Genomic DNA, 25,924 nt, shown 5'->3' on the forward strand with positions numbered 1-25,924 from the left:
CCATGTTTGAGTCCGCCACCACCGTCACGAAAAAGACGACCTGCCCCTATTGCGGGGTCGGCTGTGGCGTGAAGGCGGAACTGAGCGGCGGCCGCACCATGACGGTCAAGGGCGACGAAAGCCACCCGGCCAATCACGGGCGGCTGTGTTCGAAGGGCATTGCGCTCGGCAATACGTTCGGCCTCGAAGGCCGGCTGCTGGAACCCCGGATGCGCCGGAATGGGCAATTCGAAACCGTTGCCTGGGACGAAGCCCTGGAGACCGTGGCACAGAAGTTCAACGCCGTCATCAACGAGCACGGCCCCGACGCGGTTGCCTTCTACGTCTCGGGTCAGCTGCTGACCGAAGACTATTACGCCGTCAACAAGCTGGCCAAGGGTTATATCGGCACGGCCAATGTCGACACCAATTCGCGCCTGTGCATGTCGTCGGCCGTGGCGGCGCACAAACAGGCCTTCGGCGCCGATCTCGTGCCGGGCACTTATGACGACCTGACCGAAGCCGACCTGATCGTCTTTTCCGGCCACAACGCCGCCTGGACGCACCCGGTGCTGTATCGCCGGATCGAGGCGCGCGAGGGCCAGATGCGCATCTGCATCGACCCCAAGCGCACCGATACTGCCAAGGCCGCAGACCTGCACCTGATGATCAAGCCGCAAACCGATGTCCGGCTGTGGAACGGGCTGTGCGCCCACCTGATCGCCCGCGACGCCATCGATCACGACTTTATCGACCAGCACACCCAGGGCTATAGCCGCCTGGTCGCCAGCCTGAGCGAGGACGATCAGAGCCTGGAGGCGATCGCCGAGGATTGCGGTATCTCGCCGGCCGATCTCAAGACCTTTTACAACGCCTTTTTGCACACGCCGAAAGTGGTCAGCCTGTTCAGCCAGGGTTCGAACCAATCGGCCCAGGGCGTGCAAAAGGGGCTGGCGCTGATCAATGCCCACCTGCTCTCGGGCAAGATCGGCAAGCCGGGGGCCGCGCCGTTTTCGATCACCGGCCAGCCCAATGCCATGGGCGGCCGCGAGGTCGGCGGCCTGGCCAACATGCTGGCGGCGCATATGGATTTCGACGACGCCTCGAAGTCCCTGGTCCAGCGCTACTGGCAATCGCCGACCATCGCGCCGAAGCCCGGCCTCAAGGCGGTCGACATGTTCGAGGCCGTGCGCACGGGCAAGATCAAGGCGATCTGGATCATGGCGACCAATCCTTTGGTCTCCATGCCCGACACCAACAAGATCCACGAGGCCCTCAGCCTGTGCGAACTGGTCGTGGTCTCCGACGTTATCGCCCGCACCGACACGATGGACATGGCGCATATCCAGCTCCCGGCCGCGGCGTGGGGCGAAAAGGACGGCACCGTCACCAATTCCGAGCGCGTCATCTCGCGTCAACGCCGCATGACCATCCTGCCCGGCAATGTCCGTCCCGATTGGGCGATCATCGCCGAGGTCGCCCGCCGTATGAACAGCGCCTGGGACGAAGCCTTCAACTGGCATGGCCCGGACGAGGTCTTTGCCGAACATGCCCGCTTGACCGCTTTTGAAAACACGGGCCAGCGCTTCTTCAATCTCAGCGGCTTTGCCGGCTTGACGCGCGAAACATATGACAATCTGGCGCCGACCCGTTGGCCGTTTACCCAGAGCGGTTCGACCAATCGTCTCTTCGCCGACGGCCGTTTCGCTACGCCGTCCGGCCGCGCTCGCCTGATCGGCGTCAAGTCGGTCGGTCCGGCCAATGCCACGACGCCGGATTTTCCGTTCAGCCTCAATAGCGCCCGTGTCCGCGATCACTGGCATACCCTGACGCGCACCGCCCTGGCGCCGGAACTGAACCGCCATATCAGTGAGCCCCTGCTCGACATCCACCCGAAGGACGCGCGGCGTCTCGGCATCAAGGACGGCCGCCTGGCCTGCGTCACCACGGCCTATGGCGAGGCGATCCTGAAGGCGCGCGTCAGCGACGATGTCCGCGAAGGCAGTTTAAGCGTCCCCATGCATTGGACGAAATCGTTCGCCCCCTTCGGCCGTTCGAACCAGCTGATCAATCCGGCAGTCGACGCCCAATCCGGCCAGCCGGAATTCAAGCACACGCCTGCGCAGGTCAGCGCCTATAACGAAGCCTGGCACGGGTTTGTCATGACGCCGCGCGACTTCGACGCCGCCCTGCCCGACTTCGGCCCGGACGTCGTATGGCGCCGGTCAAGCCACGACTTCGCTGACTGTGTCGAGATCGCCGGCATCGACGCCGTCGCGGTCAGCCGCCTGATCGCGGGCACGGTCCTCAGCCTCGACGATGTCAAGACCGGCGTCAGCCGCCGCGTCCGCCTCGAGGACGGCCGCCTGACCGGCGTCGCCTTTGTCGCTCCCATCGATAAGCGCCTGCCGCCGCGCGATTGGCTGCTGGAGCGCTTCGGCGACCTGGTGCTGGACGGCAAGGACCGCGCCGCCCTGTTGATCGGCCGCCTGCCGGGCGTAGCCGACAAGGGCAAAATCGTCTGCGCCTGCCGCAGCGTCGGTCAAAAGACCATCGAAGCCGCCATCCATGACGGCGCCCTCACCGTCGAGACCATCGGCGACGCCACCACCGCCGGCACGGCCTGTGGCTCGTGCAAGGGCGAATTGAAACAATGCCTTGTCAGGTACGCCGCCACTCCCAAGGAGAACGCCCATGCTGCATAATCTCTTCGCCCCCCGCGGTTCGGTCACCCTGGTCGGCGCCGGCCCCGGCGATGCCGACCACCTGACCCTGGGCGCCCTCAAAGCCCTCAAATCGGCCCAGGCCCTGCTGTATGACGCCCTGGTCAGCGAAGACATCCTGGCCCTGGCGCCGGCGCGCTGCGTCAAGATCTGCGTCGGCAAGCGCGGCGACCGTCTCAGCATTAGCCAGGACAATACCAATGCCTTGATGGTGAAACTGGTCCAGCGCGGCCTGCATGTCGTGCGCCTGAAAGGCGGCGATCCGTCGGTCTTCGGCCGTGTTGAAGAGGAACGGCAATATCTCGATGCCCACGGCATCAGCCACAAGACCCTTCCGGGCGTAACGGCGGCCTCGGCGGCGGCGGCGCAGTTCGAATTTCCCCTGACTCACCGAGGCGAGGCGCGCTCGGTGTCCTTCGTCACCGGACGGACGCGTGACGGCTCGATCGATTTCCGCGACAGCCTGTTCAACGATCCGGAAGCCAGCCTGGTTTTCTACATGTCGTCGCACAATGCCGCCGATATCCAGGCCCATCTGCTGCGCGCCGAACGGTCACCACGGACGCCTGTGGTTATTATCGAAAACGCCGGCCGCGCCAATGCCAAGGCTTTGGGCGGTTGCCTGCATGAGCTGGCGAGCCTGGTCAAGGCCGCCGCCTTCGAGGGCCCGGTTCTGATGGGTGTCGGCGATGCGTTTCGCCACGCACGCCTGCCGCAAGTCAACGCCATGGCCAAGCAGGCGTGACCGCACAAGACAGTTGCAAAACGAAGGACTGATACCGACAGCGCATGAGTTCACCTCATCGCCATCCGTGTCCGATATGGCTGCTGGCGGCTTTCGGAGCAGCTGAAGCTTATTCAAAGAAAACCGACGCTCCGAATAGAGAGCGGTAGGCAGGAAAGCGCTCTTTGGCATGTCTGCAGATTACGCCTCGGCAGCGCCACAGAGCAGAAACCGTTCGTTGATCGTCATAAACAGCAACCGCCGGCTCGCATTACGAGCCGAGCGGTTTTCAACCTGAAACAATTACAAAAAAACCCGCGGCCGAAGGGCAGCAGGCGGACAGTAACTTAATGTGTCAGATTGAGGATGATGAGACCGAGGCCCATTACAACGCCCCATGCCTGGACGCTCAAACCCGCGATCAGCAGAAGCTTCAACGCATCGGGACGTCTCTTCGACGCTTTGGTTTTTACCGCATGAGCAGCTTGGTATTCCATCACTTAGACCCCTAGTTTTTGTAGTTTCACTTACCAGGCGCCGAGCAATTTTTATGCCTCGATTTGCACTTAACGCCTTGTTAAGGACATATTGTGGATAAGAACCCAAAGGCGTCAATATATAATTTTAACCAATGCGCCCATTTTGCCACTTGCGCTTTCTTTATGGTATTTTTATTTAATAAAAACAGATATTTAGGAATTAAAAATTTTTTGTTTCAGAAACAAAACCTGCGCCGCGCCATAGATTTTGGTGTTGATTTTATCCCACACCCCTGTGACAAAATCATCCTCGTCGGCCGCCCTTTCAAAGACGATTATGGCATTTTCCGACAACCAATTTCCACTGATTAAGGCCTCCAAAGCCTTCTCGCCCAAGCCTTTGCGATAGGGCGGATCGAGGAAAACCACGTCGAAAGCTTCGGCTTGGGAACCGGGACGTGGTCCCAACTGCGTAGCGTCCCGCCTATGGACACGCGTTGTGCCAAACAGGCCGAAGGTTTCGACATTGTCCCGAATTGCGCCACGCGCCGCATCGTCGGTTTCGACGAACAGGCAGAAGCGGGCGCCGCGTGACAGGGCTTCGAACCCCAGCGCGCCGGAGCCGGCGAAGACATCCATGACGCGGGCGCCATCGAGGTCCGGCGCCCACTCGGCATGGGCCAACACATTGAATATGGCCTCGCGGGCACGGTCGGACGTCGGACGGGTGTTTTGCCCGTCCGGAGTCACTAGGGTGCGCCCCTTAAACCGGCCACCGACGATACGCATCGCTTAGTCGCGGCGTGGCTTGAACGGGGGCTTGCCACCCGCCGGACGAGTGCCAGAAGGACGGGCCCCAGAAGGACGGGCGCCGGATGGACGGTCACCTGACGGCTTGCCCTTATAACCACCACCGGCGGGACGCGGACCGCTGCTGGCGCGCGGCTTGTCACCATAGCTCTTGCGTTCGCCGCCTTCACGCGGGGCGTATTCGCGCTTGGGACCGCGCGCTTCGCCTTCACGCTTGTAACCACCCGGCTTGTCACCATAGGGCTTGCGCTCACCGCCCGCCGCTCCGTCACGCGGCGCATAGGATTTCTTGAACGCCGGGCGACCTTCTGAAGCGTTGGCGCCTTGCGGACGATCACCATAGTCGCGCTTCGGACGATCGCCGTAGGAGGTACGCTCAGCCCCGTCACGCGAGGCATAGGGCTTCTTGAAGGCTGGCCGGCCTTCACTCGATCGGGCGCCTTGCGGCTTGTCACCGTAATCGCGCTTCGGGCGTTCGTCCCGAGGACGGTCGGCGTAAGAGCTTCTCTCGCCGCCCTCAGCCCTGGAAGCATAAGGCTTGTTGAAGCCACCGGAGGGCCGGTCTGAGCCCTCGCGGTTGGGTTTCACGTACGAACGGCGCTCACCGCCTTCGGCGCCCTCACGCGGCGCGTAGGGCTTCTTGAAGGCGGGATGATCTCCCTTCGGACGGTCACCGTAGTCTCGCTTCGGCCTATCGTCTCTGAAACCGGCGTCGCGTTGACGATCACCGCCGAATTCACGCTTGGCGCGCTCATAGGCGCCCGCCTCGCCGGCCGGCACGTCGCTGCGTGGCGTATAGGGCTTTTTGAAACCCGGCTTGTCGCCATAGGGTTTGCGTTCGCCGGCGGCAGCACCGTCGCGCGACGCATAGGGCTTCTTGAACGCTGGCTTGTCACCGTAGTCGCGCTTGGGCCGGTCATTGTCATAACGCGGCTTGGCTACGAAATCGCGTTCGCTGGTCGGCTTGCGGTCGCGCGCCTCGCCATCGCCTTCGAAGCGCGGACGGGCGTCGAAATCGCGTTCCTTATATTCGCGCTTCTCAGCGAAGTCCCTGCGCGGCTTGTCCGAGAATCTCGGCTTGTCGCCGAAGGCCGGCTTGTCGCCATATCTGAGCTTATCACCGAATTTCGGTTTCTCAAACCGATCGCCACCGCCGCGGCGGCCTTCCGGCGCCGAACGCGTATCGGTCTTGTCGCGCGAGAAACGCGAGGCCGGCCGGGCTTGGGTTTGCGACGCGCCTTCCGGCGGCAGGTTCTTCAACGGCACGACTTCCGACAGCAGTTCCCGAATGACGCGCGGGCCGACTTCTTCGACCTCACCGGGCTCGAGATTGCCGAGTTGGAACGGGCCATAGGCCAGGCGGATCAGGCGGTTGACCTTCAAGCCGATCGATTCCAGCACCTTACGGACTTCACGGTTCTTGCCTTCGGTGATGGCGACCGTGATCCACACATTGGCGCGGCCGTCGGCCTTTTCCTGCATCTTGTCGAGCGTGGCTTCGATGGGGCCATAGATGACGCCTTCGACGGTCGTGCCGTCCTTCAGGCTGTCAAGACGGGCCTGGGTGGTGTGCCCCAGCGCACGGGCGCGATAGCGCCGCACCCAGCCCGACGACGGCAGTTCCAGGGCACGGGCCAGTTCGCCGTCATTGGTCAAGAGTAGCAAACCCTCGGAATTGAGATCGAGGCGGCCGACCTTCAGCACGCGCGGCAGGTCCGACGGCAGCTTGTCGAACACGGTCGGGCGGCCTTCCGGGTCGCGCTCGGTGGTCACCAGGCCGACCGGCTTATGGTAGCGCCACAGGCGAGTCGGTTCGGCCTTGCCGATTTCCTGACCGTCGACGGTGATGACGTCGGACGCATTGACCAGTACGGCAGGCGTTTCGAGGATGCGGCCGTTGACGGCGATCTTGCCGAGGCCGATCAGGCGCTCGATTTCGCGGCGCGAGGCCAAGCCGGCACGCGCCAGGACCTTGGCGATGCGCTCGCCGGCATTGGGCGTCATGGATTTCAGCGAACGTTCGGGCTTTTTCGGCCGTTCCGGCTTCTTGCCGGCAGCCTCGCGAGCGTCGCGCATGTCCTGCGGCATATAGCGGTGGCCGTCAGCGATTTCCTGCGCCACCTTGGCGGCGGCAAGCTCGGCCTCGGTCGGTTCCCGAGCCGGCTCTTGATCGCCCTGCGGCATGAATTCGTCGTCGTTACGCTCTCCAGCGTTACTGTCTTGGGTCACGGTGTATCTTCCTAAATGTACTTGACGCCGGGAGCGAAGGCCGTCTTTTAGTCCATATGACTGACGACGAAACCTACATGCAGGCGGCGCTGGACAAGGCGCGTGAAGCTGCCTTGGCCGGTGAAGTGCCGATTGGCGCTTTAATCTTCGATCCGTCAAGTAAAACCGTCATATCGGCAGCAAGAAATTCGCCAATAGGGTTAAACGACCCGTGCGCCCATGCCGAAATCCTGGCTTTGCGCGCCGCCGGCCAGGCCGTCGGCAATTATCGCCTGACGGGTCTCAGCCTCTACGTCACCCTGGAACCCTGCGCCATGTGTGCCGGCGCCATCTCCCATGCCCGCATCGCACGGTTGATCTATGGGGCGCCCGACGCCAAGGGCGGCGCCGTCGAACATGGTCCGCAATTTTTCACGCAACCGACCTGTCATTGGCGCCCCGACGTGATATCGGGCGTTTTAAGCGACGACAGCCGCGACCTGCTCAAGGCATTTTTCAAGGAAAGGCGCGCCAAGCCATGATGACCAAAGCCCTGGGCCTGGGCGGCATGAAGACCGACCTCAACAAGACCGCCGACGAAGCCCATGCCTGGTGGGCGACCGCGACATCGCGATCCGATTTTCTGGCCCACGTCATTACGGCGCTGATCATTCTCGTCGTCACCCTGTTTGTCTCGACCTGGGTCTATAATGGCGTCAAGAAGCTGGCGCGACGCTTCGTGCCCAATGACGCCGACCGCACCTTCCCGGAATTCATGGCCCAGGTCGTGCGCTGGATGATTCTGACGCTCGGTTTCGTGGCCGTGATGAACCGTCTGGGAATCGAGACGGCGTCGTTCATTACCGTGTTGGGCGCGGCGTCTTTGTCGATCGGCCTGGCCTTGCAGGGTACGCTCGGCAATGTCGCGGCGGGATTGATGATCCTGTTCACCAAGCCCTATCGCATCGGCGACAATGTCCATATCGGTGAAGTCCAGGGGCGGGTTCATCGTCTGGGATTGTTCAGTACCGAGATCAATAATGCCGATAATGTCCGCGTCTTCGTACCCAATTCGAAAGTGTTCGCCAACGAGATCATCAACGTTTCGACCAATGCCGCCGTCAAGATCGATCTGCGTTTCGACATCGGTTACGACAGCGATTTGAACGCGGCCCTGGCCCTGCTGCTGGATGTCGCCAAGGCGCAACCCGACCAGATGTCGGCCCATGAAGCGCAGGTCAGCCTGGCCGACTTTGCCGCCAGCGGCATTACGGTCCGCGTTTGGATCTGGGTCTTGCCTGCCAATGCCCTGCACGCGCGGACGCAACTGATCATCGCCATCAAACAGGCGCTGGATCAGGCGGGGATCGACATCCCCTACCCGCATCAAGTGGCGATTACGAAAGAGTCCTAGAATTTATAACGGAGGCCCAACGCCACGACCGGATAGGTGCTGAAGTCGTCGACATCGTCCTGCAGGTTCTGCCGCTCGCGTTCCAACGCTTCTTGGTAGGTGGAATTGTTGGCGTAAGTACCGTCCGAGGTCAGGGTGACCTTGGGCTTGCCCTGGAAATAGGCGCCGGCTTCAAGATTGATTTCGACGACGCCGACCGGCCATCGGGCACCGATGCCGAGGTAGGGCGCCGTATCCTTGAACTTGGCGTCGCTGGTCAAGGTGCCGATCTGGGTCGGCGTAAAGGTGACTCCGCCGACGTCGGTGTCCTGGGTCGGCCGGGCGCGGGCCCGAATATTGTTGTCGTTGGCATAGAGGCCGGCCGTGACATAGAGCGGGCCATCAGCCACAAAACGATAATCGACCTGGGCGCCAAAGGAACCCAGCTTGAGCTTGCCATCGTAGTGGATGTCGTCGGTCGTGGTATCGTAATTGTAGTTGTAGCCATTGGCCAGGGCGCGCACGGTGACATGGTCGTTGAGCTTGAGGCCGAACTCGGCGCCAAGCCCCAGGGTACTGGCGCGCACACCTGCGAAATCGGGCTCAGCGGCCGACGCTGTGACGGGAAGCAACGCGGCAACGTCCAGCGCCGTTAAAAAGGTGGTGGCAATAAGGGAAAGGCGCATGACAAATCTCCGGTTTCGGGATTCGCCGGAGGGTAGATAAATCCCTCTGTCAGGAACAAGCTTGATTTATGCCCACAAAAATCAGGAGCGCATAAGAGGGTTAAATGCCCTTGCGACCGATATCGTAGAAACGTTGCGCCCTTTGTTCGACCAATTGATCGGCCGACAGATAGCTGAGCGCCTTCAGTTCTTCTTCCAAGATATCGCCCAAGGCGTCGATCATGGTGTCGGGATGCGAATGGGCGCCGCCGGCGGGCTCTTCGACGACGCGGTCGACAATGCCCATTTTCAACAGGTCGGGCGCCGTGATCTTCATGCGGTCGGCGGCATCCTTGGCGCGGGCGCCGTCCTTCCACAGGATCGAGGCGGCGCCTTCGGGGGAGATGACGCTATAGATCGAATGTTCGAGAATCAGCACGCGGTTGGCGGCGGCCAGCGCGATGGYGCCGCCTGAGCCGCCCTCGCCCGTCACCGTGGCAATCATCGGCACACGCAGGGTGAGGCCCTTTTCAGTCGAGCGCGCAATGGCCTCAGCCTGGCCGCGTTCTTCGGCGCCGATGCCGGGATAGGCGCCGGCGGTGTCGACGAAGGTCAGGACCGGCAGACCGAACTGTTCGGCCATTTCCATCAGGCGCACGGCCTTGCGGTAGCCTTCGGGGCGGGCCATGCCAAAATTGTGCTTCAGGCGGGTGGCCGTATCATAACCCTTTTCGTGGCCCATGACGACGACGCCTTGACCGCGGAAGCGGCCCAAGCCGCCGACAATGGCTTGATCGTCGCCGAACTTGCGATCGCCGCGCAATTCGACGAATTCGGTGATCAGGCCGGTAATATAGTCGACCAGGTGCGGGCGTTCAGGATGGCGGGCGACCTGGGTCTTTTGCCAGGGTTCCAGACGCGCATAGGTCTCGCGGCGCAGCACTTCGGTGCGATCGCGCAGGGCCTGCAGTTCGACCTCGAGATCGGCGCCACCGCTCTGTGACAGGGCGGACAACTCTTCGATCTTGGCTTCCAGGTCGGCAATCGGCCGCTCGAATTCGAGATAATGTCGCATCAGATCGCTCTCACCAGCCCTAATTGTGCGCCTGCGGCGTTAATTTCCAATACCGAATAAGGGAGATCGCCTTTAACAGCAAGTTTCGCGGCGTCAAAGTGGATTCTTGCAATGTGGAATTTTAGCCCGCTCGGCTTTTGGCCAGCGGATGGTGGCTTTCGACGACTTCGCGCAGGCGCTCACCGGCGACATGGGTGTAGATCTGGGTCGTCGAGATATCGGCGTGACCCAGCAGGGTCTGCACCACGCGCAGATCGGCCCCGCCTTCCAGCAGATGGGTGGCGAAGGCGTGGCGAAGGACGTGCGGACTGACGCGGGCGCGATCAATGCCGGCATTGTCGGCGGCTTCGTCGAGTAATTGGCCGACGCGGCGGCGCGTCAGATGGCCTTCGGCGCCGCGCGATGCGAAGAGGAAGACATTGTTCTTGTCTTTCGCGCCGACGAACAGGTCGCGGATGTCGAGATAGTCTTTAATGGCCAGGCGCGCGGAGGGGTTGAGCGGCACCAGGCGTTCAACGCCGCCCTTGCCCTTGACGATCAGGAAGGCCGGATCGCGCACGACGGCATCGAGCCGCAAGCCGACCAATTCGGAAATGCGCATGCCCGAGGCATAGGCCATCTCGATGAGACATTGCAGGCGGATCGCCTGGTGGGCATCCTTTTCGTCGGCCGCCTTGATAAGGGCGTCAACCTCGTCGCGCGATAAAATCTTGGGCAGTTTCAGACCCTTGCGCGCCGCGGCAATCTTGCGGCTGGGGTCGGCGGTCATCAGGTTTTCGGCAACGCAGAAACGATAGAATTGCCGCACGGCCGAGCGTTTGCGTTGCAGGGATGCCGACGACAGGCCGCGTTCGCTCAAACCTTCGAAATAGCGCGCCACGTCGTTTTCGCCTAAATCGAGAAGGCCGGTGCCGCTGACGCTTAAGGAATCGGCCAGGTCGGTGATGTCGCGGCCATAGGCTTCAAGCGTCGGTTTGGCGGCATTGCGTTCGACCGCCATCATCTGCAGAAACTGCCGCAAGGGATCGAAACGCGCGCCGGCCATGGTCTTCTATCCTTAAATTACGGTTCACTCTGGCAAAGCCCCCCTAATATCGTGTAAAGTTTCCTTATGACGATGTTTTCCTCCCCCACCTTCACCGCAGTTCGCCGAAAGTACGGCTGAGCACGATGACGGCCACTGAACCTGCCCATGCGCCGGAACCGGCGCCGCGGCCGCATTTTATCCTGCCCAAAACCGTCGCGCTCGTCGGTCTGATGGGTGTTGGCAAAACGACGATCGGCAAGCGATTGGCCGAACATTTCGCCCTGCCCTTTACCGATGCCGACGAGGAAATCGAGAAGGCAGCCGGACGCAGCATTGCCGACATCTTCGCTCAGTACGGCGAAAAGGGGTTCCGCGACGGCGAACAGCGCGTCATTTCGCGCCTGCTCGACGCACCCGTACACATCCTGGCCACCGGCGGCGGCGCCCTCATCCACCCCCTGACCCGCGAACGGCTGAAGGCCAAGGCTATCACCGTGTGGCTGAAGACCGACCTGAAGGTCCTGGCGCGGCGCGTCGCCAACCGGCCGCACCGCCCGCTTCTGAAGGACCGTAATCCGATGGATGTCCTGAAGGATCACGTCAAGACGCGTTACCCCTTCTATGAAATCGCCGATGTCGTAGTCGATACCGGCGACCAACCCCATGGCCGCGCCGTCGATATGGTGCTGGCCGCGCTCAAAGCCCACGTAGAAAGCCTGACATGATTGACGTCCGACGTATCCCCGTCTCCGGTGAAGGCTTCAAACCCTATGAGGTCATTGTCGGCGCCGGCCTGCTGGAACAGGCCGAAACCTGGGTCGGGCCGTTCCTGAGCAACAAGCGCGTCGTCATGGTGACCGATTCAAACGTCGGGCCATTGCACGCCGATGGTATCCTCAAGCAGTTCGAAACCGCCGGACACAACACGCACAAGATCGTCGTCCCGGCCGGCGAACAGAGCAAGTCGTTCGATGGTCTGAAGTTCGTGCTCGACGCCCTGCTCGATTGTGGGCTCGACCGTAAGGACGTAGTCGTGGCTTTGGGCGGCGGCGTCATCGGCGACCTGACCGGCTTCGCCTGCGCCGTCTATATGCGCGGCATCGACTTCATCCAGATCCCGACCACCGTCCTGGCCCAGGTCGATTCGAGCGTCGGCGGCAAGACCGCCATCGACCACGAAAAGGGCAAGAACCTGATCGGCGCCTTTCACCAGCCGCGGCTGGTGCTATGTGATCTCGACATTCTCAAAACCCTGCCGGCGCGCGAGATTCGTTGCGGCTATGCCGAGATCATCAAGTACGGCCTGTTGGGCGACCCCGAGTTTTTCAACTGGCTCGAAGCCAATGACACGCGTGTCTTGGCGCTGGAGCACGACGCCATTCTGCACGCCGTCGCACGTTCGGTCGAAATGAAGGCCGAGATCGTCGCCGCCGACGAGCGCGAGGGCGGCAAGCGCGCCCTGCTCAATCTCGGCCATACCTTCGGCCACGCCCTGGAAGCCGAGGTCGGCTTCGGCGATACCCTGCTGCATGGCGAAGCCGTCGCCATCGGCATGGCCCAGGCCTTCCGCTTCAGCACGTTGAGCTATGATTGCAGTGAAGACGACGAAGCCCGCGCTGTGGCCGCCATTAAACACGCCGGCCTGCCGACACAGATGTCGGACATCCGAAACGCGGCTTTCGACGCCGACAGCCTGTTGACCCATATGGGCCACGACAAGAAGGCCGAGGGCGGAACCCTGACCTTCGTTTTGGTCGAGGGCATCGGCCGGGCCTATGTCGCCAAGAAGGTCGATCGCGAAAAGATCGCCGATTTCCTCGTCCTCGACGGCGCTACTTCGACGCGCAGCACAACCCCGATTGAAGGCTGAACTTTTCGGCGAACAACTGTAGAGTCAGATCTCTAGCCATTTAAGGATTCCGATATGCTCGGCGCCGCCCTGATCGCCCTCGTCCCCATCCTCGTCGTCATCCTTGGCGTCTCCGCCCTGTTCAGCGCCGGCGAGACCTCGCTGACCGCCGCCTCGCGCGGACGGATGCACCAGCTGGAGCGCGACGGCGATCGTGCCGCCGCCCGGGTCAACAAGCTACTGACCAATCAGGAAAAGATGATCGGCGCCATCCTGCTGCTGCAGAACGTGCTCAATATCGGCGCCTCGGCCCTGGCCACCCTGTCGATCGATCAGGCGATTCCCGGGCCGTGGGGCGCCGCCATCTCGACCGCCATCATGACGGTGCTGGTCCTCGTCTTCGCCGAAGTCCTGCCCAAAACCCTGGCCATCATGCGGCCGGAAGACACAGCGCGTTTCATGTCGCGGCCYGTCCAATGGATCGTCTACGCCTTCGGGCCGGTGATCGACAGCGTCCAGTGGTTCGTGCGCAAGGTGCTGGGCCTGTTCGGCGTCCGGTTGTCGATGGAGGTCGATGTCCTGGCAGCCCACGAGGAGATCCGCGGCGCCGTCGAATACCACCACGACGAAGGCGCGGTCGAGGCCGGCGACCGCAACATGTTCCGCGGCGTGCTCGATTTGCAGGAACTGGATGTCAGCCAGATCATGGTCCACCGCAAGTCGATCGACATGATCGATGCCGACCTGTCGACCAATGACATTATCGAAGCGGCGCTCAATTTCAGCCACACGCGCATTCCGCTCTATCGCGACAATACCGAAAACATCATCGGCATCCTGCACGCCCGCGACCTGATGGCGGCCGTGACCCGCTCCAAGGGCGACGTCAACAGTGTCGATGTCATGTCGATCGTCCGCCAACCCTGGTTTATCCCCGACACAACCAATCTGAAGGATCAGTTGGCCGCCTTCCTGAAGCAGAAGTCGCACTTCGCCCTGGTCGTCGACGAATATGGCGCCCTGCAAGGCCTGGTGACGCTCGAGGATATTCTGGAAGAAATCGTCGGCGAGATCGACGACGAGCATGACGCCGTCATGACCGCCATCCGCAAGCAGTCGGACGGTTCGATACATGTCGACGGCGACATGAGCATCCGCGACCTCAACCGCGCCATGGATTGGGACCTGCCCGACGACAACGCCGTAACGGTGGCCGGCCTGATCATCCATGAAGCCCGCACCATCCCCGAACCCGGCCAGACCTTTATCTTCTACGGCCGCAAGTTCCAGATCATGCGCAAGCAGCGCAACCAGATCACGGCGATCAAGGTGACGCCAGTTCCGGTGCGCACGCCGTCGGATTATTGAACGAAGGGCGATGGCGGTGGCAGTGCCTGACGCTTGCCATAGGGCCGGGAAATTGCCGCTGCCGCGATTCGGAGTAGCCGTGGCCCTATTCACGGAAAACCGGCACTCCGAATGAAGATGGCGTGGCAATTTCACGGCATTATATTACCACTTATCGATTAACGAAAATGCCCTCCGGTTGTTGCCGGAGGGCATTAAGTATCTCATGACAGGGGAGAAAGCTACTCCGCCTCCTGAGGGTGCGGTTCGCGCTGGACGTCTTCGTCTTCGCGCCCCTGGGCGTGGAAAAAGGGCGAGATCATCCGGCCGAAGAAGTTCGATATCTGGTCGACGATCGTATAGAGGACCGGAATGAACATCAGAGACAGCAGGGTCGAGGTGATCAAACCGCCGATAACGGCCACGGCCATGGGTTGACGGAAGCTGTCGTCACCGATAGCCGCCGGGATCATACCGGCCGCCATGGCGACGGTGGTCATGACGATCGGGCGGGCCCGCTTATGGGCGGATTCGATCAGGGCTTCGTAACGCGGCATGCCGTTCTTCATCGCCACCATGGCATATTCGACCAACAGGATCGAGTTCTTGGCGGCGATGCCTGTCAGCATGATCAACCCGATCAGGGACGGCATGGATATGGTCATGCCGCAAGCGACCAGGCCGATGAAGGCCCCGCCATAACACAGCGGCAAGGCGCCCAGGATGGTGAACGGGTGGCTGAACGAACCGAACAACAGGACAAGGACGACGTACATCAGGCCGACCCCGGTCAGGATGGCGAAGATGAAATTCGGCACCATTTCCACGAAGTCTTCGTTGTTGGGGTCGACGATGATGCGGACTCCCGGCAACTTGCCGTCGCTGATCTTTTTCATGATCGGCAAGTCCTTGATCGCCTTGTCGGCGAGGCCGTTGGCAACGGTCAGGTCGGCATTGACCGTGGCGACACGCGTCCGGTCGATGCGGTTAATCTGGATCGGGCCCGAGCCGAAGGTAATGTCCGCAACAGCCGACAAGGGCACGCTGGTGCCGAACTTGGTCGGTACCATCAGGGTGCTGAGATTGCTGACATCGTTGCGGGCGTCGGCCTTCAACAGAACTCGAATCGGCACCTGGCGGTCGCCCTGATTATACTTGGCCAGAATTTGATCGATATCGCCGATCGTCGCCACGCGCGCCGCCGACGAAATCGTCGTCGTCGAGACGCCCATCAGAGCGGCCTGGTCGGCCTTCGGCGTAATCTTGATTTCCGGCCGCGACAGGTTGTCGGCGGAACGGACATTGGACAGTTCCTTCAGGCCCTGCATTTCACGTGTCAGTTCCTGGACAGCGCTGTTCAAGGCCTTTTCGTCGTCAGATGCCAGGATATAGGCGACACCGGTGCCGCCGCCTCCGCTTTGGCCGAAGCTGGCGCGAACGCCGGGATAGGTTTTCAGAACCTTGGAAAAGTCCTGTTCGAACTTGGCCTGGCTTTGGCGGGCTGGCGGCGCGAAGGGATGGAAGAAGAACCTGCCGTCCGGACCGTTGCCCCACCATGGAGCGTGTTTCTTGGTCAGGTTGACAATGATGGTCGCCGACTCCATGTTTTCCGAAGCATAGGTGCTGACGACCTCGGGTCGCTTTTTGAGGTCGTTGACGGCGCGTAGAACGACGCTATCGGTCTCGGCCAAGGTCGAGCCAGGCGGCAGGGACAGGCTCATCACCGACATGCCATCGTCGCTGGCAGGGATATTATCCTGCGGGATGGTGGCCAGCAGGGCGATCGAGCCGATGAAGAAGAAAGTGCCGGAAATGACGACCGCCCACCGCGCAGCCAAATAGGACTTCTTGAACTTAATGGTCAGGAAAATCGTGCCGATCAACAGAATGATGGCGATGACAGCCATGACCATACCCGGTGTCGCCATTGGATTGGGAGCGTGAGCGGCTGCCTCCACGGCAGCCTTGATCGCCGCCTTGCTTTGGCCGGCGGCCGCCTTGGCGGCCATCATGCTGGGTCCGGTAATCATCCCCATGCCGATAGCAGCGAATATCAGGGCGACGAGTGTCCCGAGTTCCAAGATGGCCCAGCGCACCTTCATATAGGGTTCGCGCACGAATAGGACCAGCAGGATAGCCACGACCATGACAACGCCCGCAACGGCATACATGACAGGTGCGCCCTTGGTGCCGAGAACAACCAGGACGACGGCAACGATGATGGCGTGGAACAGGATGCTCCAGCGCCACTTGACGTGGCCCGTCAGGCACCAGGTCAGGGCCTTGAGATAACCGTCCATCCAGAATGGTTTATCATTGTCATGCTTCGGATTGACGCGCAGCAGGTAGGCGCCCATCAGAGGCGTCAGAGTCCGTGCCACGACCAGCGAGAAGAAGACGCTGACGCAGGACGCGATGGCGAAACATTTGAAGAATTGCCCGACGATCCCCGGCATGAACCCGGTCGGCGCGAAGACGGCGATCAGAGTGGCGGTTGTCGCCACGACGGCGAGGCCGATTTCATCGGCGGCTTCGATAGCCGCGGGATAGGGCTTCTTACCTTCGCGAATATGGCGGACGATATTCTCGATTTCGACGATGGCGTCGTCGACGAGAATCCCGACGGTCAAAGACAAGGCCAGCAGGGTGACGACGTTGAACGACTGATTGGTCGCATGCATGACGAAAAAGGTCGGCAGCAAGGACATGGGCATAGCGATAGCCGAGACGAAGGTCGCCCGCCAGTCGCGCAGGAACAGCCAGACCACGAAAACGGCCAGCAAGGCGCCGATGAAGAGGGCTTCCATCGAACTGTCGTAACTGCGTTTGACCTCATCGACCGACGATGCCACCGGCACGATCTGGATATGGGGATTGTCCTTGCCGATCTGGGCGATAATCGGCTTGATGCCTTCGGCGACCTTCCATTCCGAGGTGCCGCGCGTCCGTTGGATACCGAAACCGACGGCTTCATTGCCATTGAAGCGGGCCCGCGCGCGTGGCTCAGACCAGGTGTCGCTGACCGTTCCCAGATCGCCGAGACGGACGCTGCCGCCATTGGACAAGGTGATGCGCTTGTCGGCCAGTTCCTGGATGCTTTCGGCACCACCCACGGTGCGGATGTTTTGTTCCGACGTGCCGGAATTAAAGCGGCCGCCGGGCATGTTGACGTTGAAGGAGCGCAACTGACTGCTGATGTCGCCGGCGGTGACGCCTTGGGCCGCGAGCTTGGACGGGTCGAGCTCAATGCGGATTTCGCGGCTGACGCCGCCGTCACGGGTAAGCGAGGACACACCCTTGGCCGCGAGAACCTTCTTGGCGATGTCGTTGTCGACATACCAGCTCAATTGTTCCGGCGTCATGTTGTCGGAGCGGATAATATAGCTCAACAGGGCCTGGCCCTGGGCGTTTTCCACCCGCGACACGATCGGATCCTGGACGTCGCCGGGCAGGTTGCCGCGCACGCCTGCCACGGCGTTCCGTACGTCATTGGTGGCTTTTTCGAGATCGGTATCGAGCTGGAAGGTGATGACCGTGGTCGATGCGCCTTCGTTGACATAGGACTGGGTGTGGCGGACGCCGCCGAGGCCCGCGACCGAATCTTCGACGATCCGCGTCACCTGGTTCTGCAATTCTTCGGGCGCGGCACCGGAACGGACAACCGTCACAACGACGATCGGGAAGTCGATGTCGGGCCAGTTGTTGATGCGCATCTGCTGGAAGCCCAGTATGCCCACCAGGGTCATGACCAGGAAGAAGACGACTGTGGGAATCGGATTGCGGATCGACCAGGACGAAATCTGGAAGCCGCCGCCCTTTTCCTTCTCCGACTCGTAACCTTGCGAACCAGCCATGTTACTCTCCGCCCGCTTGCGGTTGCGCCTGCAGGGTTACGCTGTCGCCGTCGTTCAGGAAGCCTGCACCCGTCGTGACAACCTTGTCGCCGGCAACCACGCCCTCCTTGATCACCACCGACTTGTTTGCCGTGGTAGCCCCAACGACGACCTTGCGCAGGTGAACCTTGCCGGCCGCGTCCGGGACGTAAACGCCAGGCGAATTCTCGTTATAGACAATAGCGCTCTGCGGCACCAGCAAGACGGACTGGTTGCCGACATCGATCATGCCCGAGGCGAACATGCCGGGGCGCAGGCCCGATGTCCAAGGCACGCTGATGCGGGCATAGCCCAGGCGTGTCGACGGATCGATCTGAGGCGTCACGATACGTACCGTGCCGGTCACCGGACCGGTCGAATCACTGCTGACCGTCGCGGTCATGCCGGGGTTGATAGCGTGCAGATCGGTGTCGACGACTTCCATGTTGAGCTCGACGCGACCATCGCGAACGATCTTGAACAGCTCCGCGCCCTGCTGGATGATCTGGCCCAGCACGGCCTTGCGTTCCGTGACGATGCCCGACACCGGCGCGCGCACGGTCGCCAGCGACAATTGCGTCTGGGCCGTTTCCATCCCGGCCTGGGTGGTCAGCATGGAGGCCTGGGCCTGCTCGAGCCCGGCCGTCGACAGGTAGCCCTGCTTGTTCAAGGTGGCTGCGCGCTGATAGGCGGCATTGGCCTGATCGTAACTGGCCTTGGCTTGCTTGTACTGCGCCTGGAGCAGGACATCGTTCATGCGTAGCAAAGGTTGCCCCTGCTTGACGCTTTGGCCTTCGTCGACCAGCAGGGCAACAGCGGTCAGGCCACCGGTTTCGGCACCGACCGGCACCTCCTGCCAGGCACTGACCGTGCCGGTCCCGGTCACGGTGACGGGTGCGGTCGTTTGTTGCACGACGGCATAACTGACCAGGGAGGCGTGATCCGCAGCGGTAGCCTTGGCGTCCTTCTCGGCCGCGGGCTTCTTGGAACAGGCGTCAAGCCCGATCGTCATCGTCACTGCCGCCGCCAGACCGGCTATTACGAACAGCGGCCGTGAAACGCCTTTTAACCCCGAGGTCATGCCCATTGATCCTATTATGTTTGCCCTGCCGCTTCGCGGCATGAGGGTGATATTTTCTTTTGATACATGATGAAGTGCACATCTCCCTGAGTCAACGAAAGCCACATGAAAAATCGTTCACAATCGCTGTCAAAACCGTGTCGAACACGCCACGTCAGCGAAGATTGTGCACCACAGCACGTCCAGCGACAGCAAACTGTCAGCATGGTGCCATGATAATCCACATCGTCCTTTGACTTGAAAACATGCTTAATCGGCGTCACAGTGGGTTCATAGCTGAGGGAGAGCACCATGAGATGGCAGGACGGACGCGAAGGCGGAGTTGAGGATCGGCGTGGCATCGGCCCGCAACATGTGGTGGGCGGCGGCGGCATCGCGGTCGTTATCGTCGCCCTGATCGGCTATTTCTTTTTCCATATCGACCCGTCGAAAATCCTCGGCGCCGCCGACCAGGTGCAGGGGCCGGCCGCTCAGGTCGGGCAGATGGACGGCACACCCGGCTCGAAATGCCCCGAAGGCGACGAGCCGTGCAAGTTTTCCGCCACCATCCATGCTTCGGTCGACGACACCTGGGCGGAAATTTTCAAGGCCGAGGGCAAGGATTACCGCCCCTCCACCCTCACCCTCTACACCGAAGACACCCAAACCGGTTGCGGCGACGGCCAGGCCGCCATGGGGCCGTTCTATTGCCCCGAGGACGAGCGCGTCTATCTCGACCTCGACTTCTTCAACACCATGGAACAACAGTTGGGGGCGAAGGGCGACTTCGCCCGCGCCTATGTCATCGCCCATGAGGTCGGCCACCATGTGCAGAACCTGCTAGGGGTCAGCGCCGCGGTCGAACGCCAGGAACAAGGGCTGAGCCGGACGCGCGCCAATGCGTTGTCGGTCAAGCTGGAACTGCAGGCCGACTGTTATGCCGGCGTCTGGGCCAAGCGCTCGAATGACGAAAAGCACTGGCTGGAAGCCGGCGACGCCGACGAAGCGCTGAATGCGGCGGCCTCGGTCGGCGACGATACGCTGCAAAAGGAAACCCAGGGCCGGGTCGTGCCCGACAGCTTTACCCACGGGACGTCGGCGCAACGCATGCATTGGTTCCAGGCCGGCTTCACGACAGGCGATCCCAATCAGTGCGATACGTTTGGATCGTCTTTGGGATAAGGGCCTGAGTTGTAAAGGTCCCGGGGAAAGGCCTGGCGCGTGGGGCTGACGTCGTAAGGTTTGATCCACAGATCAGCCAGATAAGCCAGATGAACAGGCCGCTACCGCGGCCCGGCAAACGCATAATGGCGCTATTTCTGACGCGCGGGGTCAATGACGAATGGGTGAAAGACGCTTCGCGTCAGATTACGATCCACCCACAGCCGCATCGGGCCGCGTTAGTGGCCTCTTCATCTCGCTGATCTGTGGATTGAATCCTGCGGAGACTGGTATGGCTCGGACCGGTGAAGGAAAGTCGGACACTTGTCCGACGCCTGATCAGGATTCCGGCAGAATACTGGGGAAAGCCGTTTCGGTCTCGCGCAGAACCTCCGCCGTGCGGGCCGCGACATGGGCCGCGCCCTTGGGCGACATCAGGGCTGCTGTCTTCATGCTGGCGTGAGTCACGCCGGCCAGACGCGCGATCGCCATCTGGCGGTAGTTGTCGAACCCCTGAACCATGCAGGCACCGGCCGCCATCTTCGCAGCCGTCGCCAATTGACCGAGATAGTCCTGCAAGACGGCTTCGTCGCGCTTGGCGCCGTCATATTCGATACAGACCCCAGACAGGCCGCATTTGGCGAGCCCCGAAATGGCCTTGCGTTCAGCACTGACGCTGCCCACGGCCGTCATGCAGTAAGGCTTGATCAGGCTGACGATTTCCAGCACGCGGTGCGGCGGCACGCCATCGAGCCCGCGCACTTCGAACAGCACCTTCAGGCCCATCTCGGCGGATGCCTTGGCAACGTCCTGGGTAATTTTCTGCCGGGCCCGCGCCGAGGCGAAGGTGGAGAATGCCGCGGGCACGACCATCATCATCTTGCGTTGTTCGGGCGTGCGCATGCGCAACAGCATCAGGCCCTGCTCGATATTGACGACATCGACCTGTTCACGCAGATTCCAGTCGAGATTAGACAGGGTCTTGCGGTCCAGCAGCGCGTTGTCGATCGTCTCCATCACCATGGCTTCGAGGCGATGGCCGATCAGGGCCATCTTTTTCATCTCGAAGAGCGGTTCGATCGAGCTGGCGACCTTGAGATTGCGGCCGCCATAGGACACGGTCGCTGCCACCATGACGGGGCGTTGCAAAGGCGTGGCTGCGGGCGCGACACCGGCGGCGCGGGCCGCATCTTCGCCGTGGAAACCGCCGTTGCGTGCCTTGATGGGCGCGTTTTCACTCTCGCTGGGGCCGTAATAGGTGTTGAGGTCGATCTTTTTCAGCGAGAAGCGATCGACATCTTCGACCAGCACGTCATAAATCGGCACTTCGAGGGCCGACATGTCGCCGACGAAGAAACCGCACAGATCGCGCCACATGTCGGCGATAGCCAGGGCGCCTTTGCGCGAACCTGCGGTCGGCAGCATAGCCAGCCAGGCGTCCCCATTGAGGGAAATGCACCAGTTGGGTTCGGGGAAATCGCGCTCGAACGCCGTCTTAAGGTGTTCGAAAACCAACTCCTGCTTGGCCTCCCAGCGGGCGCCGAGGCGGACGATCAAGGTGTCGAGCTTGAGCAGGAAAGCATGGCCGTTGACGTCGACATGGGTTTCGCGCAAGCGCTCGACCACGATGACGGCATCTTCGTGCTCAAGCATCAAGGGCTCGCGTCCAACGGCGCGCGCTGTGCCGCTGGGCACGGCCGAACCTGACGTTTGTGGCTCCGGGAACCCCTGAGCGGACTCGGACATAGACTGCCCTTCTGGCTACTGAACTGACGGTCAGATTAGGCGGGGTCCATTGAAACAAGATTAACACGGCTGACCTTTTTTACTTTCGCCATTATTTTCAGCAACCGTAAAGAGAACGGCGCATTAAGCAAGTGTTCACCCTGTCGCGTCAGACTCTCACTTTATCGACTCGTTTTTCAAGGTTTGAGCGGACACTTTTGGTGCAGGCACTTAAGCAGAAAACCCTTGCTGTTGTTGACAAGGCCGCGGTTGATTTTACCTTGCGCCTGCCGCCCGCACCGGCCGTGCCCGACTTCCGTACGCCGGTCAAACGGCTGTGTGAAACGCGCCTTTTGGTCAGACCGGATCACCAAGGGTGGTCAGATCACAATCTTGTTGTCACCCTCGGCGAGATGCCGATCGACCTGGCCGCCCCGCTACTGCGCTCCAATCTGGCCGCCTTGGACGCTCACGCCCTGCTGGCCGTCATCGCCACCACTGGTGAAGCCCACCACGGCTTGATCGCCCAGCGTTCGCACCTCGACTGGCGCGTCATCAAGGCCTTGCTCAAGTCCAACCACGACAGCGTCTTTATCACCGCGGTCGAAAACGAGACACTCGATTTCGACGAGGAGGACGAGGTTCGCCTGGCGCGGCTGGCGCAGGATCGCCCTGCCCTGCGCGCTGCGATTTTGGCCCGGCCGTCGCTGCGTCTGGCCAAAAGCCATCTCAACCTGTCGCCGCAGGATACGATCAGCCATGACAATCTGAAACTGGTCAAATTGCTGCAAGCCGGTGAAACCGAGCGCTTCGTCCTCGAAGCCTCGCGTCGCGTCAAGCTCGATCCGCTGGAGCTGAACCGGGCCGTCGGGGTCGTGTCCGCCGTGCCGCTGGCCCTGCTGTGCTGCGCGCTCGGCATCGACCGCGCTGTCTTTCTCGGCATACTGCCGCCCTGGCAGGCGGCGCGACAGGGCCTCGCCGTGGTCAATGAAGCCCACCGGCCGACGGTGCTGTCGGTCTTCACCCTGTCGCCCGACGCCGCCCGCCATCGCCTCGCCGCTTTAGTCGGTTAGATTGGCGGCGGTTAGGGCCGGATTCTTTTGGACATTTTCGCTGTAAAGGCGTTACAAGCGGGTCTTGCCTGAGCTAAAGACCAAGCCATGTCCCTGAAACTCGACTTCACCGCATCCGACCGCCCCGAAGCCCAATCGGCCTGCGCTCGCCTGAAGGCTCTTTATGGCTCCGCCAGCACGCCGGACGTGGTCGTGGCCTTGGGCGGCGACGGCTTCATGCTGCAAACCCTACACAAATACCTTCACGACAAGGTTCCAATTTTCGGCATGAACCGCGGCAGTGTCGGCTTCCTGCTCAACGATTTCTCCGAGGACGACCTCATGGAGCGGATCCTGAAGAGCGAGAGCACCTTGATCAGCCCGTTGAAAATGCACGCCTGGTCGCGCGATGGCCATGAACACAAGGCGCTGGCCTTCAACGAAGTCTCCTTGCTGCGGCAATCGCATCAGGGCGCCAAGCTGCGCATCTTGATCGATGGCAAGGTGCGGCTGGATGAGTTGATGTGCGACGGCGCCATGGTGGCGACGCCCGCAGGGTCGACAGCCTATAACCTGTCGGCGCACGGGCCGATCATTCCCCTCACCGCCAAGGCCCTGGCCCTGACGCCGATCAGCGCTTTCCGGCCGCGGCGCTGGCGCGGCGCCATCCTACCGCACACCGCCCAGGTGCGTATCGAAGCTTTGGAATACGACAAGCGCCCGATCAGCGCGGCCGCCGACAGCTATGATGTCCGCGACGTCGTCAGTGTCGATATCAGCGAGGCGGAGACCTTGAAAGCGACTTTGTTGTTCGACGCCGGCAACGGCTATGACGAACGCGTGCTGGCCGAACAGTTCACCTCTTAAATTTTGCACTTCTGTTAATCTTATTAGGGCTTCTTAAATCACCTCCGAATAGATTGACTCTCAAAGAGTCGCGTCAAATAGTTCTTCGAGGTTCGTCCATGTCGGAAAAAGCCCAGATCATTCAGGTTCCCAACACGTTGCGCGCTAAGGTCGGCGGCCGGCTGGGCGCCTTGGACCAGGAAGCGATCGCCAAGGCGGAGGCGGCCCTGGCCGACCTGTCGAGCCAGTTCGGCGAATGGCTTCAGGACGAAGTCAAGAAGTTGGAAGATGTCCAGATCCTGATCAAGGCCGAAGGTCTGAACCTGGTCAATAGCGAGCAGTTGTTCTATCGCGCCCACGATCTGAAGGGACTGGGCACGACCTACGGCTATCCGCTGATCACGCGCATCGCCGGTTCACTGTGTAAGATGCTCGACGACGAAGACAAGCGCATGGCGGCGCCGCGCCTGCTGGTAGACGCCCATCTCGACGCGATCCGCGCGGTCGTCCGCGACCAGATCAAGGAAGAAGGCCATCCGATGGGCAAGATCCTGGCCGAGACCCTGGAAGCCCGGGTCAAGGAACATCTCGACAAGCTCGAAAAAGCGGCTTGATATTAGGTACAAAATTAAAAGGTGGCCACATATGATGCGGCCACCCTTTTTGTTGTCTGAAATGACGAGGTCCCAATGCTTTGGCATTTGGCAACGACGACTGCCCGCCGCCGTTGCGGCGCCTAAGCGGCTAACATATCGCCGCCCGTGGCTTCGCTGATCTTGTTCCAGCGCTTGCCCTTGGAGTCGCGGTCGAGACGTTCATAGAGATAGATCAGGTCTTCGCGCGGCGCGAACGGTACCTGGGTCAGGAAGCGCTCGATCAACCGCTCCTGGAAACGTGTGGGTTCGAGATGGCCGGCCTCGCTCATCAGGCCGTGCCAGGTATCGATCGCGATGCGGAAGGTCTGGAACAGACGGCCCGGAAGACCGGCTCGGTCATAAATGGCGCGCAGGCCGAGACTGCCGGCGTCGTGGACCATCAGCCAGGTGCGTTCGTGCGGCACACCGGACAGTTCGGCCAGAGCGTGTTCGAAGAAGCCCATATGGCCGCGCGCCAGGGCACGCAGGATCAAGGAAGCGGTCAGGCGTTCGGTCGCCATCAGGTGGCGCGCCAGACCTTGCGGATCCATACTGGCGCCCGTTTGGTCGGCCATGTCGAGCGTGGCGCGTTCCTGGGTCGCCTGAACGATTTCGACGGCGGTTTCCGGCTTGATGGCGTGATGGGTGATCAGTTGTTCGCGCAGCGCCGCACTGACGATATGGACCAGACGCTCGCTGACCGAAACCGGCAAAAGCTTGCGGTTGACCAGGACGCTGTGCAGGACTTCGGAGGTGCCGAAGCGGTCCATGACACGGTTCATGCCACCGTCGCTGAACTTGGCATTGTCGTTGGCGCAGGCGATGACCACGGCCTCTTCGACGGCGCTTTCGGCCAGGGTCGTGGTCACAACTTCGGACAAGGCTTCGCGTTTGGCGATGGCGACCTGGCGCACCGGTCCGCCGGAGCGGATGATGACGCTAAGGTCCTCATCGCTGAACAAGGGCGAATGGGTCAGGACGGGTACGGCGACCGTCGTCACGTCCTGGGCAAGCTTAAGAGCCACGTCGTGCGGCAGCAGGTCGGAGGTACGCAAGGTTACCGACAAAGCGCGGCGCACCAGTTCGGCGGCATCCTGGGCCAGCATGCGAATGATTTCCTGAGCCGCCATGCGGTCGGCATCAGTCATATCGCTCTTTTCCATGACGCGGCAGATTTTGTGCGTTGCGACAGCACGGTCGTCGGCGTTTTCACTCTTGACCAGACGCTTGATATCGACGTCCGACAGGGCGGTGCGCGAAGGTATCGTGGTGGCGGCGGACATGGGTGCGAATC

21 protein-coding genes are annotated in these 25,924 nt (G+C 61.4%); 11 read left to right on the forward strand and 10 right to left on the reverse strand.

The window, feature by feature from the left end; all coding sequences use genetic code 11:
- The first annotated feature begins 2 nt into the window (after nucleotides 1–2).
- Together AC1DX3_RS22760 and cobA are read left to right on the forward strand one after the other, a co-directional pair.
- Entirely contained in the window at nucleotides 3–2,684 is a 2,682-nt protein-coding gene (locus tag AC1DX3_RS22760) for a nitrate reductase (protein ID WP_476991646.1), read from the forward strand.
- On the forward strand, nucleotides 2,674–3,447 hold the full coding sequence (gene cobA / locus AC1DX3_RS22765) for a uroporphyrinogen-III C-methyltransferase (RefSeq protein ID WP_476991647.1): 774 nt from the start codon (nucleotides 2,674–2,676) through the stop codon (nucleotides 3,445–3,447). Before AC1DX3_RS22760 ends, cobA begins: the two co-directional genes overlap by 11 nt.
- A gap of 326 nt (nucleotides 3,448–3,773) precedes the next feature.
- Here cobA and AC1DX3_RS22770 read toward each other — a convergent pair whose 3' ends face one another.
- The 3 genes from AC1DX3_RS22770 to AC1DX3_RS22780 form a co-directional block, all read right to left on the reverse strand.
- Nucleotides 3,774–3,923: a hypothetical protein gene (locus tag AC1DX3_RS22770; protein ID WP_476991648.1), complete on the reverse strand. Its 150-nt coding sequence runs from the start codon at nucleotides 3,921–3,923 to the stop codon at nucleotides 3,774–3,776.
- Nucleotides 3,924–4,118: 195 nt separating this feature from the next.
- Nucleotides 4,119–4,694 carry a 16S rRNA (guanine(966)-N(2))-methyltransferase RsmD gene (gene rsmD / locus AC1DX3_RS22775; protein WP_476991649.1) on the reverse strand — a complete coding sequence of 192 codons (576 nt, stop codon included), beginning with the start codon at nucleotides 4,692–4,694 and terminating at the stop codon, nucleotides 4,119–4,121.
- Between the two features lie 3 nt (nucleotides 4,695–4,697).
- Nucleotides 4,698–6,944, reverse strand: coding sequence for a pseudouridine synthase (locus AC1DX3_RS22780; protein ID WP_476991650.1), 2,247 nt, complete (start codon nucleotides 6,942–6,944; stop codon nucleotides 4,698–4,700).
- Nucleotides 6,945–7,000: 56 nt separating this feature from the next.
- Between AC1DX3_RS22780 and tadA the strand changes: the two genes are divergently transcribed.
- Both tadA and AC1DX3_RS22790 read left to right on the forward strand, forming a co-directional pair.
- Nucleotides 7,001–7,465, forward strand: coding sequence for a tRNA adenosine(34) deaminase TadA (gene tadA / locus AC1DX3_RS22785; RefSeq protein WP_476991651.1), 465 nt, complete (start codon nucleotides 7,001–7,003; stop codon nucleotides 7,463–7,465).
- On the forward strand, nucleotides 7,462–8,337 hold the full coding sequence (locus tag AC1DX3_RS22790) for a mechanosensitive ion channel family protein (RefSeq protein WP_476991652.1): 876 nt from the start codon (nucleotides 7,462–7,464) through the stop codon (nucleotides 8,335–8,337). The genes tadA and AC1DX3_RS22790 overlap by 4 nt, the downstream gene beginning before the upstream one ends.
- Here the strand turns inward: AC1DX3_RS22790 and AC1DX3_RS22795 are convergent.
- The 3 genes from AC1DX3_RS22795 to AC1DX3_RS22805 all read right to left on the reverse strand — a co-directional run bounded on the left by AC1DX3_RS22795 (nucleotide 8,334) and on the right by AC1DX3_RS22805 (nucleotide 11,101).
- On the reverse strand, nucleotides 8,334–9,002 hold the full coding sequence (locus tag AC1DX3_RS22795; protein WP_476991653.1) for a hypothetical protein: 669 nt from the start codon (nucleotides 9,000–9,002) through the stop codon (nucleotides 8,334–8,336). The two genes, AC1DX3_RS22790 and AC1DX3_RS22795, sit on opposite strands and share 4 nt — an antisense overlap.
- A gap of 100 nt (nucleotides 9,003–9,102) precedes the next feature.
- Nucleotides 9,103–10,059, reverse strand: a complete 957-nt coding sequence (locus AC1DX3_RS22800; RefSeq protein WP_476991709.1) for an acetyl-CoA carboxylase carboxyltransferase subunit alpha — start codon at nucleotides 10,057–10,059, stop codon at nucleotides 9,103–9,105.
- A gap of 118 nt (nucleotides 10,060–10,177) precedes the next feature.
- Nucleotides 10,178–11,101, reverse strand: a complete 924-nt coding sequence (locus AC1DX3_RS22805) for a site-specific tyrosine recombinase (protein ID WP_476991654.1) — start codon at nucleotides 11,099–11,101, stop codon at nucleotides 10,178–10,180.
- Between the two features lie 125 nt (nucleotides 11,102–11,226).
- On the opposite strand from AC1DX3_RS22805, the gene AC1DX3_RS22810 reads away from it, so the two are divergent.
- From AC1DX3_RS22810 to AC1DX3_RS22820, 3 genes are read left to right on the forward strand one after another with little or no spacing between them, the layout of a single operon-like run.
- A complete protein-coding gene (locus tag AC1DX3_RS22810) occupies nucleotides 11,227–11,808 on the forward strand; it encodes a shikimate kinase (RefSeq protein WP_476991655.1) in 582 nt (193 codons plus the stop codon).
- On the forward strand, nucleotides 11,805–12,953 hold the full coding sequence (aroB, locus tag AC1DX3_RS22815; RefSeq protein WP_476991656.1) for a 3-dehydroquinate synthase: 1,149 nt from the start codon (nucleotides 11,805–11,807) through the stop codon (nucleotides 12,951–12,953). Before AC1DX3_RS22810 ends, aroB begins: the two co-directional genes overlap by 4 nt.
- A gap of 54 nt (nucleotides 12,954–13,007) precedes the next feature.
- A complete protein-coding gene (locus AC1DX3_RS22820) occupies nucleotides 13,008–14,300 on the forward strand; it encodes an HlyC/CorC family transporter (RefSeq protein ID WP_476991657.1) in 1,293 nt (430 codons plus the stop codon).
- A gap of 221 nt (nucleotides 14,301–14,521) precedes the next feature.
- Here the strand turns inward: AC1DX3_RS22820 and AC1DX3_RS22825 are convergent, their stop codons facing one another.
- Nucleotides 14,522–18,133, reverse strand: coding sequence for an efflux RND transporter permease subunit (locus AC1DX3_RS22825; protein ID WP_476991658.1), 3,612 nt, complete (start codon nucleotides 18,131–18,133; stop codon nucleotides 14,522–14,524).
- Between the two features lies 1 nt (nucleotide 18,134).
- Nucleotides 18,135–19,232 carry an efflux RND transporter periplasmic adaptor subunit gene (locus AC1DX3_RS22830; RefSeq protein ID WP_476991659.1) on the reverse strand — a complete coding sequence of 366 codons (1,098 nt, stop codon included), beginning with the start codon at nucleotides 19,230–19,232 and terminating at the stop codon, nucleotides 18,135–18,137.
- Nucleotides 19,233–19,523: 291 nt separating this feature from the next.
- On the opposite strand from AC1DX3_RS22830, the gene ypfJ reads away from it, so the two are divergent.
- Nucleotides 19,524–20,393, forward strand: a complete 870-nt coding sequence (gene ypfJ, locus AC1DX3_RS22835; RefSeq protein ID WP_476991660.1) for a KPN_02809 family neutral zinc metallopeptidase — start codon at nucleotides 19,524–19,526, stop codon at nucleotides 20,391–20,393.
- 318 nt (nucleotides 20,394–20,711) lie between these two features.
- Here ypfJ and AC1DX3_RS22840 read toward each other — a convergent pair whose 3' ends face one another.
- Entirely contained in the window at nucleotides 20,712–22,118 is a 1,407-nt protein-coding gene (locus tag AC1DX3_RS22840; protein ID WP_476991661.1) for a hypothetical protein, read from the reverse strand.
- Between the two features lie 200 nt (nucleotides 22,119–22,318).
- Between AC1DX3_RS22840 and AC1DX3_RS22845 the strand changes: the two genes are divergently transcribed.
- The 3 genes from AC1DX3_RS22845 (at nucleotide 22,319) to AC1DX3_RS22855 (ending at nucleotide 24,609) form a co-directional block, all read left to right on the forward strand.
- Complete coding sequence (locus AC1DX3_RS22845) at nucleotides 22,319–23,170, forward strand: DUF2336 domain-containing protein (protein ID WP_476991662.1); 852 nt, start codon at nucleotides 22,319–22,321, stop codon at nucleotides 23,168–23,170.
- An 87-nt stretch (nucleotides 23,171–23,257) separates the two neighbouring features.
- A complete protein-coding gene (locus AC1DX3_RS22850) occupies nucleotides 23,258–24,016 on the forward strand; it encodes an NAD kinase (protein WP_476991663.1) in 759 nt (252 codons plus the stop codon).
- Nucleotides 24,017–24,114: 98 nt separating this feature from the next.
- Nucleotides 24,115–24,609, forward strand: coding sequence for an Hpt domain-containing protein (locus AC1DX3_RS22855; protein WP_476991664.1), 495 nt, complete (start codon nucleotides 24,115–24,117; stop codon nucleotides 24,607–24,609).
- 122 nt (nucleotides 24,610–24,731) lie between these two features.
- Here the strand turns inward: AC1DX3_RS22855 and spbR are convergent, their stop codons facing one another.
- Complete coding sequence (spbR, locus tag AC1DX3_RS22860; protein ID WP_476991665.1) at nucleotides 24,732–25,913, reverse strand: SpbR family protein; 1,182 nt, start codon at nucleotides 25,911–25,913, stop codon at nucleotides 24,732–24,734.
- Nucleotides 25,914–25,924 lie beyond the last annotated feature (11 nt).

Source organism: Asticcacaulis sp. P2_B1 (assembly GCF_056404915.1).